This window comes from Caulobacter zeae (assembly GCF_002858925.1).
GTDB lineage: Bacteria > Pseudomonadota > Alphaproteobacteria > Caulobacterales > Caulobacteraceae > Caulobacter > Caulobacter zeae.
Genome location: NZ_PJRS01000010.1, coordinates 168,351 through 183,371, shown reverse-complemented (window position 1 = coordinate 183,371; position 15,021 = coordinate 168,351). Strand labels below are relative to the sequence as shown.

Sequence of the window (15,021 nt, the reverse complement as noted above, 5' to 3'; positions counted from 1 at the left end):
CTAGCCCAGCAGCCACCGCAGGCCGGCCGCCGCGACGATGCCGATCGGCACCACGGCCAGCATCGGCAGGCGCAGGGCCGCCAGGAAGGTGATCGCCAGCGCGGCGAGGTCGGCCGGGCGCGGCGAGGCGAAGTGGGGGGCGATCACCGCGATCAGCACGCAGCCGGGGGCGGCCTCCATCACCGCCGTGGCGCGCGGGCCCAGCGTGCGGTTCCTCAGCACCAGGTAGCCGCCGATGCGGGTCAGGTAGGTGACGGCGGCCATGGCCAGGATGGTGGCCAGGACGGGCAGCGAGATCATGCGGTTTCTCCCTTCCGCGCGGAGCCGGCCCACAGCCAGGCCGTGGCCAGGCCCGCGATCGCGCCGGCCGCCACTGTCCAGGCCCCCGGCGCCAGCAGGTGGCCGGTCGCGGCGACGGCCAAGCTGACCAGCCAGGGACGCGCGGCGCGGAAGCCGCTCCACATGCCGCGCAGCAGGACGAGGAAGATGGCCGGGAAGGCCATGTCGAAGCCCAGGGTCTCGACATCGCCCAGCACCGGCCCCACCAGCGCGCCCAGGGTCGTGAAGGCGATCCAGGCCAGCCACATGGGCAGGGCCACGCCCAGGTAGTGCGCCAGGCTGAAGGTTCCGCCCGCGCGGGCGTCGGCCAGGGCCATGGCCCAGCTCTCGTCGCACATCAGGAACAGGGCCGGCAGCACCCGCCGCTTGGGCAGGGTCTTGAGGAAGGGCACCAGGGCCGCGCCCATCAAGAGGTGGCGGCTGTTGACCATCAGGGTCACGGCGGTGATCAGGGCCAGGTGCGGCGGCGAGGTCCACAGGCCGATGGCCGCGAACTCCGACCCGCCGGCGAAGTTGAGGCCCGTCATCAGCGGGGTCTCCAGCGCCGACAGCCCCTTCTGGCCGGCCTGGGCGCCCAGCACCAGGGCGAACGGCACGAAGCCGGCGGTGACCGGCAGCGAGGCGACGAGGCCTCGCATGAATTCGGAACGCAGTTCGGAGGGCCCGTCGCCAGGCACGGCGGCGGGAGCGCAGGTTTCGATTGTCATGGGCGACCGAGGAGGAGCGGTTGCGAGGAGGATTGGCAGCCTAGCGCAAACCTCGCGCAATCGGGTTGCGACCATGCTCCCATATGATCGATGATTGGCATTCAAGCGAAGCTGATCGCCAGATCTTGGTTCTCGATTCCATGAAGCTCGACGACATCGACCGCCGCGTCCTGCGCGAACTGCAAAAGGACGGCCGCATCCAGAACGCCGAACTGGCCAAGCGCGTGGGCCTGTCGCCCTCGCCGTGCCTGCGCCGGGTGCGGATCCTGGAGGAGACGGGGGTCATCGCCCGCTACGTGGCGGTGGTCGACGCGGCCAAGGTCGGCCGGGGCCAGACCTTCTTCACCCGCATCTGGCTGAACTCGCAGCACGAGGACGCCGTCGACCACTTCGTGGCCGAGATCAACAAGATGCCCGAAGTGGTCGAGTGCTACGTCATGCTCGGCGATTGCGACATGCTGCTGCGCGTGGTCGCCGCCGACATCGCCGCCTATCGCCGCTTCCAGGCCGATCACCTCAGCCGCATCCGGGGCGTGCTGAACGTCAAGACCGACATCCCCGCCCAGACCGTGAAGCAGACCTACGCGGTGCCGCTGTAACGCCCCTCTCCCGGAGGGGGGAGGGAGGGGCCCACGCCTTGCGGCGCGGGTCCCTCCTTCTCCCTATGGGAGAAGGTGATTATTCGGCGGCCGCCGCCAGTTCCGTGGCCGGACGGTACTTGTCCAGCCAGTGGGCGTAGGGCGCCGGCAGGGTCGCCCAGGTCGGGCGTTCGACGCCCAGTTCCTGGGCCAGTTCGTAGGCGTAATGCGGGTTGGCGAGATGCGCGCGGCCGATCATCACCAGGTCCATCTGCTCGCTGGCGACCAGGCTTTCGGCCAGCTTCGGCGCGTCCAGGCCCCAGGACGAGGCGACCGGCAGGCCGGCTTCCTCGCGCACGCGCTTGGCGATGGGACCCAGGAACGGCGTGCCCCACGGGATGCTGGTGTTGGGGATCGTGAAGCCGACGCTGACGTTCAGCAGGTCCAGGCCGCCGGCCTTCATGCGGCGGGTCAGGTCGATCGACTCGGCCAGGGTCTGCTCGTCGTGGCCGTCATATTCCAGCACGCCGAAGCGGGCGGTCAGGGGCAGGTTCTCGGGCCATTCGGCCCGGACGGCCGCCAGGGTCTCTTCCATGAACCGGCCGCGAGCCAGAGCGTCGCCGCCGTACTGGTCGGTGCGATGGTTGGAGTGGTGCGAGAAGAAGCTCTGGGCCAGGTAGCCGTGGGCGAAGTGCAGCTCCAGCCACTCGAAGCCGGCCTCGCGGGCGCGGCGGGTCGCGGCGGCGAAGTCGGCCTTGACCCGCTCGATGTCGGCCAGGGTCATCTCGCGCGGGACCTTGGGCAGGCCCTGCCCATAAGCGATCGCCGAGGGGGCGATGGTCTGCCAGCCGCGCGGGTCGCTTTCGGCGATGTGGTCGTCGCCCTCCCACGGACGGTTGGCGCTGGCCTTGCGGCCGGCGTGGGCGATCTGGATGCCGGGGACGGCGCCGGCCGCCTTGATAGCCGCGGCGATCTTGGCCAGGCCCTCGGCCTGCTCGTCGGTCCAGATGCCGGTGCAGCCGGGGCTGATGCGACCTTCGGGCGAGACGGCCGTGGCCTCGACGATCACCAGGCCCGCGCCGCCGCGCGCCAGGCCGGCATAGTGCGGCAGGTGCCAGTCGGTCGTGACGCCGTCCTCGGCGCTGTACTGGCACATCGGCGGGATGGCGATGCGGTTGCGTAGGGTGGCGTCCTTCAGGCGGAAGGGCGTGAACAGGGCGGACATCAGGGCGGGCTCTTTCGGGGAGGAAAGGGAATGGAGGCGGCAGAGGTGTAGGTCCGCTCCCCGCGTCTCAAGTGCCGTTCGGGCGCAAGACCTGTGCCTTGGCGGCACAGTGCCCGTTATGCGAGCGGTGCTGGCGTGCGCTCAGGCCGGCGAGTCGTAGCGGTTGGCGTCCGGTTTGCCTTCGCGGCACAGCAGGAAGACCAGCAGGCCCAGCGAAGCCAGATAGGCCATGTTGTTGGCGAACAGCGGCAGGAACAGGCCGATCGCGCCTTCGTCGCCGGCCATCAGCCGCTGGAACATCGAGGGAAACAGCGTTAGCGCGATCCCCAGAAACACCACCGGCGGCAGGCCCCACAGGCCCGAGCGGCCGGTGTCGTGCAGGCGGCGGGTCACGGCGGCGGCCAGCAGCAGCACGATGATCGGCACGATCACGCGCAGGCCCAGGAACATCGGGGCCATGTCCGGCATCAGCTCGGGCGTCGGCTCGTGGATGGTCACCGACACGCTGCCGCCCGAGCGGGTCACCGTCGCCTTGTCGGGGTGGGCCTCGGCATAGGCGATGGTCTTCTGGAAGCTGCCGGCGAAGCCGACGCCAAAGCTCAGGAACATGGCGACGAAGGCGGCCCCCACCAGCACCAGCGCGTATGGCCAGAAGCGCTCGCGCGGATCGCGTCCGGAGAAGCGGGCCAGGTTGGCGAACCCGTGGCGGATCGAGGCGAACATGGACGCGCTCCGGTGAAGCTTGGTCTTCCAGCCTTACTGGCGTCGACCTGCGCAAGGCAAGCGGGGCGCCGGCGATCATGAAGCGCCCGGTTGACCTCTCCAAACGAAGAAGGCGGCCCGCTCTTGCGAGCGGCCGCCTTCGATCGTTCCAGCCTTGGAGAGGCCTTTAGGCCACCTTCACCCGGGCGGCGCTTTCGGGCAGGTCCTGGCCGAAGGCGCGCTGGTAGAACTCGGCGACGGTCGGGCGTTCCAGCTCGTCGCACTTGTTGAGGAAGGTCAGGCGGAAGGCCAGGCCGATGTCGCCGTCGAAGATCTCGGCGTTCTGGGCCCAGGTGATCACCGTACGCGGGCTCATGACCGTCGAGATGTCGCCGTTCATGAAGGCGTTGCGGGTCATGTCGGCCACGCGGACCATGGCCGCCAGGGTGCGCTTGCCCTCGGCGTTGTCGTAGTGCGGGTTCTTGGCCAGCACGATGGCCGCCTCGACGTCGTGCTCGAGGTAGTTCAGCGTGGTGACGATCGACCAGCGGTCCATCTGGCCTTGGTTGATCTGCTGGGTGCCGTGATAGAGGCCAGTGGTGTCGCCGAGACCGATCGTGTTGGTCGTCGAGAACAGGCGGAAATACGGGTTGGCGCGGATGACCCGGTTCTGGTCCAGCAGGGTCAGCTTGCCGCCGGCCTCCAGTACGCGCTGGATGACGAACATCACGTCCGGACGGCCCGCGTCGTATTCGTCGAACACCAGGGCGATCGGGCGCTGCAGCGACCAGGGAAGAATCCCTTCGCGGAATTCGGTGACCTGCTTGCCGTCCTTCAGGACGATGGCGTCCTTGCCGACCAGGTCGATGCGCGAGACGTGGCTGTCGAGGTTCACGCGGACCAGCGGCCAGTTCAGGCGCGCGGCGATCTGCTCGATGTGGGTCGACTTGCCGGTGCCGTGATAGCCCTGGACCATCACCCGGCGGTCCTTGGCGAAGCCGGCGCAAATGGCCTTGGTCGTCTGCGGGTCGAAGCGATAGGCGCTGTCGATCTCCGGTACGTGGCTGTCGCGGTGCGAGAAGGCCGGGACTTTCATGTCGCTGTCGACGCCGAATGCGTCGCGAAGCGTCACCCACTTGTCCGGGACCAGGGTGATCAGGGGATCGGCGGCGTGGCTGTCGGTCAGTTCGGGCATGTTTTTCGATTAGCGCTCCACCCCAGGGAGGGGAAGGGGGAATTGCTGGAAACTGACGCTCCCGCCCCAAAGGAACCTCCCCCTGTGGGGGAGGCGATCGCGTAGCGATCGGTGGGGGGGCTGAGAAACCTGCCGGCGCCTCGGAAGCTGAAAACGTCCCCCCTCCGGCCTCCGACCGCCTCCCCCACGGGGGGAGGTTCCTTGAAAACAGAAAAGGGCGGCGGATTGCTCCGCCGCCCTTCGTCTTAAGGATCCGAAGGTCCCTAGTTGTTGGCGATGATCACCGAGGCGATGATGCCGGTGGCGACCGCGGCCAGGATGTATTGGTTGTCCACGCGCTGCCAGCGGTAGCCGCGGGGCGGAGCGCGCAGGCCGTGACGACGGTAGTCGCTGACATAGTAGCCGTTGCCGCGATAGCGGGCGTCGAGGCGTTGGCCCTTGGCCCAGCGGCGGTACTCGCGGCGATCTTCCTTGCGCTCGTAGCGAGCCTGGTCGCGGCGGCCCTTTTCATAGGCCCGCTGCTGCTCGTAGCGGTCGTGACGGTCGTCGTGGCGGGGCTGGGCCATGGCGGTCCCCGACAGGGCGGTCCCGGCCAGCAGCGAGGCGGCGACGGCGGTGATGATGAGACGTTTCATGACAAGTCCTTTCCCTTCGATGCCTCCACCTTAGTGAGGTCGATTTGGACTGGTGATGAACGAAGCAACTCAGGAACGGTTCATGTTTCTTTCATGAAACATTGTAGCTATACACGCCGAATACCGGTTGCGGCCAAACTGCTTTTCGCGCGTTGAGGGTGCATGCCGCTCAAGCTCCGCCTGAACCCCCGCCGCGACCTGGCCCTGCTGCTGCGGTCCGCCCTGCGCGAGGTCGCCGCCACCGCCGCCCTGCTGGTGGCGGGCCTGGGCCTACTGGCCTTTCTGAACATCGCCGACGAGGTGGCCGAGGGCGACACCCGCGCGCTCGACCTCCAGATCCTGCAGGCGCTGCGCGCGCCGGGCCAGCCGCACCAGCTGATCGGTCCGGAATGGCTGCACACGGCGGCTGCCGACGTCACGGCCCTCGGCTCGGTGACGGTGCTGACCCTGCTGGTGCTGCTGGCCCTGGCGATCTGCGCCAGCCTGCGCCGCTGGGCCGAGGCGCTGGTCATCGTCGTGGGCGCGGTCGGCGGCGTCACCATCAGCCAGGGGCTCAAGCACCTGTTCCTGCGCGAACGGCCCGACCTGGTCTATCGCGCCGTCGAGGCGGCCAATCCCAGCTTTCCGTCGGGCCACGCCATGCTGTCGGCGGTGGTGTTCCTGACCCTGGGGACGCTGGCGGCGCGTTTCGCGCCCCGGCGCCGGGTCAAGGCGCTCGCCCTGGCGTCGGCGGTGTTCTTCTCGGTGCTGGTGGGGCTCAGCCGCGTCTATCTCGGCGTCCACTGGGCCAGCGACGTGCTGGCCGGCTGGTGCGTCGGCGCGGCCTGGGCCATGGCCTGCTGGCTGGCGGCCTGGGGCTGGGCGCGATTTTTCCGCTCGCCGCTGGCGGAGACCTGAGACCCTCCCCCTTCAGGGGGAGGGTTGTTCCAGCCGCGCCTTCAGCGTTTCCAGGTCGCGGGTCACGGCCGCGGCGTCGCGCTCGAAGGCGGCGTCGTCCATGTCGGGCAGGCGGAAAAGGGTGAGCGTCACTTCGGCGCCGTCGCCGTTGGCCACGACGCGCAAGGGGACCGAAATCTCGGTTCCGTCCGGCAGGGCCACCCAGTGATCCAGAACGCCGAAGGGATTGGCCGGCGAGAAGCGCACGCGGGCCTCGCCCACGGGCGTCTCGGCGATCCACACGCCGTCTTCGTCGGGAGCCCGGCGCAGGCCATCGCCGATGCCGGCGGCCCAGTCGGCCATGTTTTCGGGATCGGCCGCATAGGCGTAGACCGCGTCAGCCGGTCGGGCGACGCCGATGGTGATCGGGCGGCAGGGGTGCAGAGTCATGCGAACGGCCTCGTCATCGGCGGAACGCGCCGCCGGCGGGGCGTCCACGCAGGATCAGGCGCGCAGGATCAGAAGAGGACGGTGGCCAGGGCGATGAGGCCGGCCCAAAGCGCGATGCTGGCGCCGACGACGGCGACCCGGCTCCAACGGACTCGGCGACGAGGCGACGCGCTGTCAGGACGCGCCCCCATGCTGAGATAGGCCATGTCTTCCTCCCCCGCCTCTGTTCTCCCTTAGGGGCGGGAGCGGGCGGTTTCATTTGATACGATCTCCTGGGTTGCAACGCTTGGCAAGAGCAACGGAGCCACGGACTCACAAAAATGTGCGTTCCAACACAGTGACTTGTGTCGCCCAGCCGACTTCACCGCAGGGCGGACGGCCTCAGATCGATCCGGTCCCATGATATGGGCGGCCGACGACCTGGTCTTCGTCGCCTTCCCAGGCCTCGTCGTCGGGCATCGAGACGTTGGCGTCCCAGTGCTCGGCCTGGCTGGAGCCAGAGCCGCTGTCGGTGTGGCGGACGATCTCGTCGATGTCGCGGGCATTGCGCGGAGCGGTTCCCGGCGGGATCGTCGCCGTCTCGGCCGGGCTCAGCGCGCCGTTCTGGAAGTCGACGTGCTGCGGATAGAAGGCCAGGCGCCCGGTCAGGCGCTCCATGCCCGGCAGCGGCGCCTCGTACGACCATACGGCGTCCTCGATGATCTGGCCGTCGCGATAGATCGTGTAGTAGCTGGCCGAGCCCTTGTAGGGACAGCGGGTGGTCTTGTCGGAGCGGCGCAGGAAGGCCATCGCCACGTCGTCGCGCGGGAAGTAGCGGACCGGCGGATAGTCGGCTTCGCGCAGCACCAGGACGTCGTCGCTGTCGGCGATCTCGTGGCCTTCGAACAGCACGCGGACCCGGCCGCTTTCGCGGGCGCAGGTGATCGGATGGTTGGGGTCTGACGATTGCATGGGCGTTCCCCAGGCGTTGAGGGTGTCGTTGCGGAACTTGCAGCCAGTGAAACGCGCGGCGCGCCCCAACCGCTCCCTCCCGGCAAGCCTTTGCTTGTGAAACGGAAAGCCGCGTGATCTTCTCCCCGCGAACCGGGGAGGGGAGGGCGAAACGACCGTTGGTGTCGCCCTATCTGACTTGAATATAGTCAAGGTCGAGAATGAATAGCATTGTCGTGGTCGCCGGCATTCTCGTCACGTTAGTGACGGGCCTACCGGTCTTTTTGCAGCTCATCAAGGAACACCCGAAAGGGTTGATCATCCTGTTCTTCGCCGAGATGTGGGAGCGGTTCTCCTACTACGGCATGCGCGCCATCCTGATCTTCTATCTGACGCAGCACTTCCTTTTCGACCCGAAGGTCGCCAACGGCCACTACGGCTCCTATACCTCCCTGGTCTATCTGCTGCCGCTGATCGGCGGCTTCCTGGCCGACAAGTGGCTGGGCACCCGCAAGGCCGTGGCTTTCGGCGCCATCCTGCTGGTCGCCGGCCACCTGGCCATGGCGGTGGAAGGCAAGCCCGCCACCCAGACCCTGACCTATGCCGGCCAGACCTACAGCTTCCAGGCCGAGGGCCGTGGCGGCGAGCGGGTCGCCAAGCTGGTGGTCGCGGGCAAGCCCTACGACGTATCGGCCACCAAGGCCGGCGACTTCGAGATCAAGGACCTGCCGGCCGCCGCCCCGCTGCCCGCCGTGCTGCCCAAGGGCCAGTACCAGCTGGGCGTCGAGGGCCGTGACCCGACCTACCTGAACATCTTCTGGCTGGCCCTGTCGCTGATCATCGTCGGCGTCGGCTTCCTCAAGCCCAACATCTCGACCATCGTCGGCCAGCTGTATCCGCAGGGCGACCCGCGTCGCGACCCGGGCTTCACCCTCTACTACTACGGCATCAACCTCGGCTCGTTCTGGGCCTCGATCCTTTGCGGCCTCTTGGGCATCAAGGTCGGCTGGTGGGCGGGCTTCGGCCTCGCCGGCCTGGGCATGCTGGCCGGCTTCGTCGTCTTCGTGCTGGGCAAGCCCTGGCTGCTGGGCAAGGGCGAGGCGCCCGAGCCCAAGAAGCTGAAGCAGAAGGTCGCCGGCCCGCTGACCCGCGAGCATGTGATCTACGCCCTGTCGCTGCTCGGCGTGCTGGGCGTGTTCTTCCTGGTCCAGCGCAGCGCCATCGTCGGCGTGACCCTGGTGGCCGGCATGATCGGCTCGATCGGCTACGTGCTGTGGTTCATGTTCGCCAAGGTGCAGAAGGTCGAGCGCGAGCGCCTGGCCCTGGCCCTGTTCCTGATCTTCGGCGCGGTGGTGTTCTGGACCCTGTTCGAGCAGGCCGGTTCGTCGCTGAACCTCTTCGCGGCCACCAACGTCAACCTCAACCTGACCTCGGCTCCGGTGCAGTGGTTCGGCGGCGCGGTGACCTTCGCCACGCCCGCCCAGCTTGCCGCCGCGACCATCGACCCCGCCAAGACGCTGTGGATCGATTCCAGCTTCAACGCCGCCCAGACCCAGGCCCTGAACGCCGGTTGGATCCTGATCTTCGCTCCGGTCTTCGCCGCTCTGTGGACCTTCCTGGGCCGTCGCGACAAGGATCCGAACCCGGTCGTGAAGTTCGGTCTGGCCTTGCTCCAGGTCGGCCTCGGCTTCCTGGTGCTGCAGTGGGGCTCGACCTTCGCCGACGGCGCCTTCCGCATGCCGCTGTTCTTCCTGGTGCTGATGTACATGCTGCACACCACCGGCGAGCTGTGCATGTCGCCCGTGGGCCTGTCGCAGATGACCAAGCTGTCGCCGGCCTCGATGGTGTCGTTCATCATGGCCGTGTGGTTCATGGCCGTGGCCATCGCCCAGTACGTCGGCGGCTTCATCGCCGGCCTGACGACGGTGGAAACCGTCGGTGGCCAGGTGCTGGATCCGGAAGCGGCCCTGCGCACCTCGCTGCAGGTGTTCAACGTCATCGGCCTGATCGCCGCCGGCATCGGCGTGCTGTTCCTGATCGCCTCGCCCTTCCTCAAGAAGTGGTCGCACGGCGCGGACGAGCACCACGCCGCCCCGACCGACACGGCCACGGTCGCCGACTGAACTCGGCGGCCCTGACGAAGACGAAGGCCCCGGAGCGATCCGGGGCCTTTTTCTTTGGCCCTGTCGGGTTTCGCACAGTCGCCCGTTCGCCGGCCGCGCGAAGTGGCGTCGATGCACGTCAGGGTCGCGTTGGCGGCCGAACGGGGAGACGGCGATGGGAACGACCTACACGATCTTCGGCGCGGGGCCGGCGGGGCTCTACACGGCCTGGCGGCTGGTCACCGGCGGCAAGGCGGTCTCCGGCGACACGATCCAGCTCTACGAATGGGGCGATTACGCCTTCGACGGCCCGGGCTCGGGCACGCGCCTGCCTGCCGGCCGCATCGTCACCCACTTCTGTAACGACGACCCGCGCCAGTCCTACATCGAGGCCGGCGGCATGCGCTTCATCCAGTGGGACGCGACCAAGAGCGAAGGCCACCAGCTGGTCACCCTGACCATCGAGAAGCTGGGTCTGGCCGGCAAGATCATCGACTTCAACACCACCGACAATCCGCTGCTGTTCCTGCGCGAGGAGCACATCTACCAGAACGACCTGGCGACCCATCCTGCGCCCTACAACACGCCGGGCAACAACGAGCAGCCGGCCGCCACCCTGTTCTCGAACATCTCGGCCCTGATCACCGGCGACGCGCCGGTGAAGACCCGCGCCCAGCAGTGCGCCTTCTACGGGTCGGGCCAGCTGCCGCCGACCTTCAACTCGTTCGTCTATCCGCCGGGCTCGATCGCCGGCAACATCGGCTACTGGAACGTCTTCTACGACCAGGCCGGCAACGAGGGCTACGAGTACGCCGCCGACGCCGGCGGCTACACCTCCAACGTCATCAACTGGAACGCCGCCAACGCCGCCGTCTATAACGGCGAGTTCGCGCCCGGCGGGGCGTTCAAGACCCTCAGCGGCGGCTACTCGCAGGTCTTCGTCGAGCTCTACCAGCAGACCCTCAAGGCCGCCCAGACGGCGGGCGTGACCTTCGAGCTGACCCAGCGCACCCGCCTGCACTCGATCTGGCTGGAGGGCGAGACGGTCAACTATCGCCTGGCCAGCGCCGAGACACCGTTCAAGGGCGGCGCGGTGGCGACCACGCAGAACGCCTTCCTGGCCATGCCGCCGGCCTCGCTGGACCTGGTGGCCGGGGCCACGCAGTACGCCGACATGCCGGGCGGCACGCTCGACATCCTCAACGCCGAGGGCGTGCAGCTCTATATCGACGGGGTGATCCGCCAGCCGTCGATGCGGGTGATGCTGTTCTTCGACCGCCCGTGGTGGAACGATCCCGGCGTGCCCTATCCGCCCAGCCTGACGGGCGCGCCCAACACCTTCGGCCCGACCATCACCGACCTGCCGCTGCGCCAGGTCTACTACTTCGGGAACAACAGCGACGGCGCGGCCAACCCCGCCTACGGCGTCCTCGCCTCGTACGACGACATGCAGTACGTCCAGTTCTGGCAGGAGCTGGAGGTCGACGTCACTGAGCGCCGCAAGGTGCCGATCGACCAGGACCACCAGGTCTTGTTCGGCCCGCGCAAGGCCACCGACACCATGATCCGCATGGTGCTGCTGGAGCTGGCCAAGGTGCATTGGGGCGACCCGAACGCCGCCCACCAGATCCCCTGGCCGGTCGAGGCGATCTTCAACGACTTCTCGCTGAACCCGTTCGGGGCCGGCTATCACGCCTGGGCCGCGCACTACGACATCTGCGACGTGATGCAGCGTATCCGCCAGCCCACCGGCCTGGTGCCCGGCGCGACGGCGGCCAACCTCTTCATCATCGGCGAGGCCTACTCCAACGACCAAGCCTGGGTCGAAGGCGCCTTCTGCACGGCCGAGTCGGTGCTGGTCGACTATTTTGGCATGACGAGTATCGCCGACACGACCAACTATCCGCTGATCTGCAGCTGCTGATCTGTGAGGGTCAGGCGGCGGCTTCGGCCGCCGCCGCGTCCTTGGCCGCCTGCACCTTGGGCTGGCGGGCGGCGACCAGGAACGACAGGATGATCGCCGCCACGCCGATCAGGGCGGTGTAGATGAAGAAGGCCACATAGCCCGCGCCCATGGCCTGGCCGCTGACGCCCAGCTTGGCGCCGGCCGCGGCGAAGGTCTCGGGCGGGGTGCGGGCGAACAGGCCCTTCAGGCCGGCCAGGGCCCCGTGCTCGGCGGCGGCGGCCGAAGCCTCGACGATGCGGCCAGACTGCGAGGCCACCAGCTTGCCCGGCAGGGCGTAAAGCGACGAGAACAGGGCGTACTGGGTGGCGGTGAAGCCCGCCGTGGTCAGGCTGGACATGTAGGCTATCAGCGCCGTGCCGGCGATGCCGCCGCAGATGTTGTCCAGGCAGATGCTGGTGAACAGCATCGGCACGCTGTGGCCGCTGACGGCCAGCACCGCAAAGCCCAGGTTGCTGATCGGCTGGGCGAAGGCGCCGATGATCAGGGCCTTCATCAGGCCGAAGCGGGCGACGATCACCCCGCCCAGGAACACGCCGATCATCGAGGCGATGATGCCGAACACCTTGCGGATCTCGGCGATCTCGGTGAGCGAGAAGCCCATGTCCCGATAGAAGGGGTTCATGATGTTGAGCACGAAGTCCGAGACCCGGTAGATGCAGATCGCCGCCAGGATCAGGCCGGCGACGCCCGAGAAGCGGGTCATGAACTCCTTCAGCGGCGAGCCCAGGGCGGTCGACAGGTAGACGCCGGGCTTGGTGCGCAGGCCGGGGATCGGCCAGGCGGCCAGTACGATGACGCCAAGGCCCACGAGCGCGCCGATCAGTTGCAGCCAGACGCCGTTGGGCTTGGCCTTCCAGGCCTCGGCCAGGGTTTCGCCGCCGACGACCTTCGACAGCAGATCGGCGTCGCCGGCCAGGCCCGAGCCCAGGATCAGCGCGCCGAAGGCGATGATCGCCAGGCGCGCCAGCCACTCGAGCAACACCAGGGCCTGGGGCTGGGCGACGTCGTCGGTATGGATCGGTCGGATGGTGTGAGCGGCCTCGCGCGGGGCCCACAGGGTGGCGGCGACGCCGATCAGCACCGCCAGGGCCATCAACGCGTAGGAGAAGTTCCAGCCGAAGCGCTCGGCCAGGATCAGCGGCACGGCGCCGGCCATGACCATGGCCCCGCGATAGCCCCACTGCACCGCCACGGCCATCGGGCCCTGGCGCTCGGCGTCGGCCACCTCGATGCGCCAGGCGTCGATGACGATGTCCTGGCTGGCGGTGAGGAAGCCGGTCAGCACGGCCAGGGCGGCCAGCAGGCCGAGGTTGGTCGCGGGATTTAGCGTCGAGATCGTCCACAGGCCCAGCATGATCCCGGCCTGGCAGACCAGCATCCAGGCGCGGCGATGGCCCAAGAGCCCGTGCAGCACCGGGATCTTGGTGCGGTCGATCAGCGGCGCCCACAGGAACTTCAGCGAGAACGACAGGGTGGCCAGGCTGAAGAAGCCGATCACCGCCAGCGACAGGCCCGAGTCGCGCAGCCACAGCGACAGGGTGTCGAAGATCAGCATGTAGGGCAGGCCGGAGGCGAAGCCGAGGCCCAGCAGGGCCAGGGCCCGGCGCTCGCCGAACACCGCCAGGGCGCCGGCCAGGCTCTTCTTGGGCGCAGCGGCCGCTTCGCTCTTGGTCTGCTCGGTCATGGTCTTCCCCGAAGTGGACGGGGAGGCTGGGACCGTCCCGTCAGCCGGCGACCTTGGCGCGCGTCGCGTCGTTCGTCCAGCGGCGGGGGCGGTCGGGGCCGGTCCAGCGCGACAGGGCGTCGCGCAGGGCGGCGGGGGTCAGCGGCTTGACCAGGAAGTCATCCATGCCGGCGCTCAGGCACTGGCGGCGATCCTCGTCGAAGGCGTCGGCGGTCAAGGCCAGGATCGGGGTGTCGACGCCCTTGGCGCGGACGGCGCGGGTGGCCTCCAGGCCGTTCAGGCCCGGCATGCGCAGGTCCATGAACACCAAGTCGTAGGTCCCGCGCGACAGGGCCGCCACGGCCTCGTCGCCGCTGGCGATGCGGTCGACCGTGCAGCCTTCCCGCTCCAGCAGGGTGCGGGCCAGGAGGGCGTTGATCGGATTGTCCTCGGCCAGCAGCACGCGGGCGCCGGGGGCTGCGGCCGGGGCGATGCGGTCGTCCTGGGCCTCGGCCGGGGTGACGATGGCCTCCAGCGCCGCGTCGATCGGCTTGGCGCCCAGAACCTGGGCGGCCAGCGAGGTGCGGCGCAGCGGCTTGATCAGGTAGCCCGAGAAGCCGGCTTTGGAGAGGTTGGGGATCAGGTCGCGCTGGTCGGGGGTCAGCATGGCCACGGCGGCGCGGCCGGCGGGCGCGGCCAGCGGGCCGGGGAGGGCGGCGTCGACCAGCAGCACGGTCTGGGCCGGCAGGGCGTCGACCTTGTCGAGGCCGGCCAGGTTCTTCACCCAGGCGCCGCTGGCGATGGCCTGGGCGCCGACCGCCTCGCGGACCACGGGATTTGGCGAGACGACGGCGACGAACCGGCCTTCCAGCGGCGGGACCGCCGGGGCTTGGTGATGGCGTTCGAACGGGGCCTCGAACCAGAAGTCGGCTCCGCCGCCCGGGTTTTCGCCGACCCCGGCCTCGCCGTCCATGGCGGCGGCCAGGCGGGCGACGATGGCCAGGCCCAGGCCCGCGCCGCCCAGCTGGGCCTGGTGCGACGGATCGGTCTGGACAAAGGCCTCGAAGATTTTCTCGCGCTGCTCGGGGGCGACGCCCGGGCCAGTGTCGGCCACCGAGAAGCGCACGCGGCCGGCGCCGGCGTCGCGGGCGGTGATCAGCACCCCGCCCTTTTCCGTGAACTTCACCGCGTTGCCGGCGAAGTTCAGCAGCACCTGGCGCAGGCGCCCCTCGTCGGCCAGTAGCGGCTGCAGCCCGCGCTCGACGGCCCAGGCGATCTCGACGCCCTTCTCGTGGGCGCGCGGGCTCATCAGCTCGGCCACCTGGCGCAGCAGGTCCTCGGGGTTCACCGGGGCCAGGTGCAGCTCCAGCGCCGTGGCGCCCAGGCGCGCGAAATCCAGCACGTCGTTGACCAGGGAAAGCAGGTGGTCGCCGCTCTCGCGCAGGGCCGCGACATAGGAGCGCTGCTCGGCGGTCAGGCGGGTGTTTTCCAGCAGACGCGCCATGCCCAGCACCCCGTTCAGGGGCGTGCGGAACTCGTGGCTCAGGGTGGCCAGCTGCTCGGCGGAGACGGCGTCGCGGGTCTTGGTCATGGCGCGGGAGTGTAGGGCGCGCGGGTTAAGGGGGGGTGGAGGCGGGCCTATGCTTCTGGAAC

The 15,021-nt window shown here is 68.9% G+C and carries 15 protein-coding genes; 4 read left to right on the top strand and 11 right to left on the bottom strand.

Annotated features, from left to right (window positions below; genetic code table 11):
- Complete coding sequence (locus tag SGCZBJ_RS04370; protein ID WP_101716797.1) at window positions 1-300, bottom strand: AzlD family protein; 300 nt, start codon at window positions 298-300, stop codon at window positions 1-3.
- Window positions 297-1,046, bottom strand: coding sequence for an AzlC family ABC transporter permease (locus tag SGCZBJ_RS04365; RefSeq protein WP_101716796.1), 750 nt, complete (start codon window positions 1,044-1,046; stop codon window positions 297-299). The genes SGCZBJ_RS04370 and SGCZBJ_RS04365 overlap by 4 nt, the downstream gene beginning before the upstream one ends.
- A 125-nt stretch (window positions 1,047-1,171) precedes the next feature.
- Between SGCZBJ_RS04365 and SGCZBJ_RS04360 the strand changes: the two genes are divergently transcribed.
- On the top strand, window positions 1,172-1,645 hold the full coding sequence (locus tag SGCZBJ_RS04360) for an Lrp/AsnC family transcriptional regulator (RefSeq protein WP_205685318.1): 474 nt from the start codon (window positions 1,172-1,174) through the stop codon (window positions 1,643-1,645).
- A gap of 79 nt (window positions 1,646-1,724) precedes the next feature.
- Here SGCZBJ_RS04360 and SGCZBJ_RS04355 read toward each other — a convergent pair whose 3' ends face one another.
- The 4 genes from SGCZBJ_RS04355 to SGCZBJ_RS04340 form a co-directional block, all read right to left on the bottom strand.
- A complete protein-coding gene (locus SGCZBJ_RS04355) occupies window positions 1,725-2,849 on the bottom strand; it encodes an NADH:flavin oxidoreductase/NADH oxidase (RefSeq protein WP_101716794.1) in 1,125 nt (374 codons plus the stop codon).
- Window positions 2,850-2,990: 141 nt separating this feature from the next.
- Complete coding sequence (locus SGCZBJ_RS04350; RefSeq protein ID WP_101716793.1) at window positions 2,991-3,572, bottom strand: DUF805 domain-containing protein; 582 nt, start codon at window positions 3,570-3,572, stop codon at window positions 2,991-2,993.
- A gap of 166 nt (window positions 3,573-3,738) precedes the next feature.
- Window positions 3,739-4,746, bottom strand: coding sequence for a cobaltochelatase subunit CobS (gene cobS / locus SGCZBJ_RS04345; RefSeq protein WP_101716792.1), 1,008 nt, complete (start codon window positions 4,744-4,746; stop codon window positions 3,739-3,741).
- A gap of 263 nt (window positions 4,747-5,009) precedes the next feature.
- Complete coding sequence (locus tag SGCZBJ_RS04340) at window positions 5,010-5,381, bottom strand: RcnB family protein (RefSeq protein ID WP_101716791.1); 372 nt, start codon at window positions 5,379-5,381, stop codon at window positions 5,010-5,012.
- A gap of 162 nt (window positions 5,382-5,543) precedes the next feature.
- Here SGCZBJ_RS04340 and SGCZBJ_RS04335 point away from each other — a divergent pair, with 162 nt between their 5' ends.
- The gene (locus SGCZBJ_RS04335) at window positions 5,544-6,278 is read left to right on the top strand and encodes a phosphatase PAP2 family protein (RefSeq protein ID WP_101716790.1); all 735 of its coding nucleotides are present in this window, start codon (window positions 5,544-5,546) and stop codon (window positions 6,276-6,278) included.
- Between the two features lie 12 nt (window positions 6,279-6,290).
- On the opposite strand, the gene SGCZBJ_RS04330 is transcribed toward SGCZBJ_RS04335, so the two are convergent.
- From SGCZBJ_RS04330 to SGCZBJ_RS04325, 3 genes are all read right to left on the bottom strand, one after another.
- On the bottom strand, window positions 6,291-6,707 hold the full coding sequence (locus tag SGCZBJ_RS04330; RefSeq protein ID WP_101716789.1) for a polyketide cyclase: 417 nt from the start codon (window positions 6,705-6,707) through the stop codon (window positions 6,291-6,293).
- 68 nt (window positions 6,708-6,775) lie between these two features.
- The gene (locus SGCZBJ_RS25555; RefSeq protein WP_165799236.1) at window positions 6,776-6,913 is read right to left on the bottom strand and encodes a hypothetical protein; all 138 of its coding nucleotides are present in this window, start codon (window positions 6,911-6,913) and stop codon (window positions 6,776-6,778) included.
- Window positions 6,914-7,088: 175 nt separating this feature from the next.
- Complete coding sequence (locus tag SGCZBJ_RS04325; protein ID WP_101716882.1) at window positions 7,089-7,658, bottom strand: DUF427 domain-containing protein; 570 nt, start codon at window positions 7,656-7,658, stop codon at window positions 7,089-7,091.
- 200 nt (window positions 7,659-7,858) lie between these two features.
- Between SGCZBJ_RS04325 and SGCZBJ_RS04320 the strand changes: the two genes are divergently transcribed.
- Both SGCZBJ_RS04320 and SGCZBJ_RS04315 read left to right on the top strand, forming a co-directional pair.
- Window positions 7,859-9,760: a peptide MFS transporter gene (locus SGCZBJ_RS04320; protein WP_101716788.1), complete on the top strand. Its 1,902-nt coding sequence runs from the start codon at window positions 7,859-7,861 to the stop codon at window positions 9,758-9,760.
- A gap of 154 nt (window positions 9,761-9,914) precedes the next feature.
- Entirely contained in the window at window positions 9,915-11,663 is a 1,749-nt protein-coding gene (locus SGCZBJ_RS04315; RefSeq protein ID WP_101716787.1) for a flavin monoamine oxidase family protein, read from the top strand.
- 10 nt (window positions 11,664-11,673) lie between these two features.
- Here the strand turns inward: SGCZBJ_RS04315 and SGCZBJ_RS04310 are convergent, their stop codons facing one another.
- Complete coding sequence (locus SGCZBJ_RS04310) at window positions 11,674-13,389, bottom strand: AmpG family muropeptide MFS transporter (RefSeq protein ID WP_101716786.1); 1,716 nt, start codon at window positions 13,387-13,389, stop codon at window positions 11,674-11,676.
- Window positions 13,390-13,429: 40 nt separating this feature from the next.
- The gene (locus tag SGCZBJ_RS04305; protein WP_101716785.1) at window positions 13,430-14,959 is read right to left on the bottom strand and encodes a response regulator; all 1,530 of its coding nucleotides are present in this window, start codon (window positions 14,957-14,959) and stop codon (window positions 13,430-13,432) included.
- Between the last annotated feature and the right edge of the window lie 62 nt (window positions 14,960-15,021).

What these genes read in the sequence shown, in the direction of transcription:
- SGCZBJ_RS04340 (WP_101716791.1), bottom strand. Translation starts at nt 5,381, where the DNA reads ATGAAACGTCTCATCATCACCGCCGTCGCCGCCTCGCTGCTGGCCGGG.
- SGCZBJ_RS04325 (WP_101716882.1), bottom strand. Translation starts at nt 7,658, where the DNA reads ATGCAATCGTCAGACCCCAACCATCCGATCACCTGCGCCCGCGAAAGC.
- SGCZBJ_RS04315 (WP_101716787.1), top strand. Translation starts at nt 9,915, where the DNA reads ATGGGAACGACCTACACGATCTTCGGCGCGGGGCCGGCGGGGCTCTAC.
- cobS (WP_101716792.1), bottom strand. Translation starts at nt 4,746, where the DNA reads ATGCCCGAACTGACCGACAGCCACGCCGCCGATCCCCTGATCACCCTG.
- SGCZBJ_RS04370 (WP_101716797.1), bottom strand. Translation starts at nt 300, where the DNA reads ATGATCTCGCTGCCCGTCCTGGCCACCATCCTGGCCATGGCCGCCGTC.
- SGCZBJ_RS04320 (WP_101716788.1), top strand. Translation starts at nt 7,859, where the DNA reads ATGAATAGCATTGTCGTGGTCGCCGGCATTCTCGTCACGTTAGTGACG.
- SGCZBJ_RS04305 (WP_101716785.1), bottom strand. Translation starts at nt 14,959, where the DNA reads ATGACCAAGACCCGCGACGCCGTCTCCGCCGAGCAGCTGGCCACCCTG.
- SGCZBJ_RS04335 (WP_101716790.1), top strand. Translation starts at nt 5,544, where the DNA reads ATGCCGCTCAAGCTCCGCCTGAACCCCCGCCGCGACCTGGCCCTGCTG.
- SGCZBJ_RS04355 (WP_101716794.1), bottom strand. Translation starts at nt 2,849, where the DNA reads ATGTCCGCCCTGTTCACGCCCTTCCGCCTGAAGGACGCCACCCTACGC.
- SGCZBJ_RS04310 (WP_101716786.1), bottom strand. Translation starts at nt 13,389, where the DNA reads ATGACCGAGCAGACCAAGAGCGAAGCGGCCGCTGCGCCCAAGAAGAGC.
- SGCZBJ_RS04365 (WP_101716796.1), bottom strand. Translation starts at nt 1,046, where the DNA reads ATGACAATCGAAACCTGCGCTCCCGCCGCCGTGCCTGGCGACGGGCCC.
- SGCZBJ_RS25555 (WP_165799236.1), bottom strand. Translation starts at nt 6,913, where the DNA reads ATGGCCTATCTCAGCATGGGGGCGCGTCCTGACAGCGCGTCGCCTCGT.
- SGCZBJ_RS04330 (WP_101716789.1), bottom strand. Translation starts at nt 6,707, where the DNA reads ATGACTCTGCACCCCTGCCGCCCGATCACCATCGGCGTCGCCCGACCG.
- SGCZBJ_RS04350 (WP_101716793.1), bottom strand. Translation starts at nt 3,572, where the DNA reads ATGTTCGCCTCGATCCGCCACGGGTTCGCCAACCTGGCCCGCTTCTCC.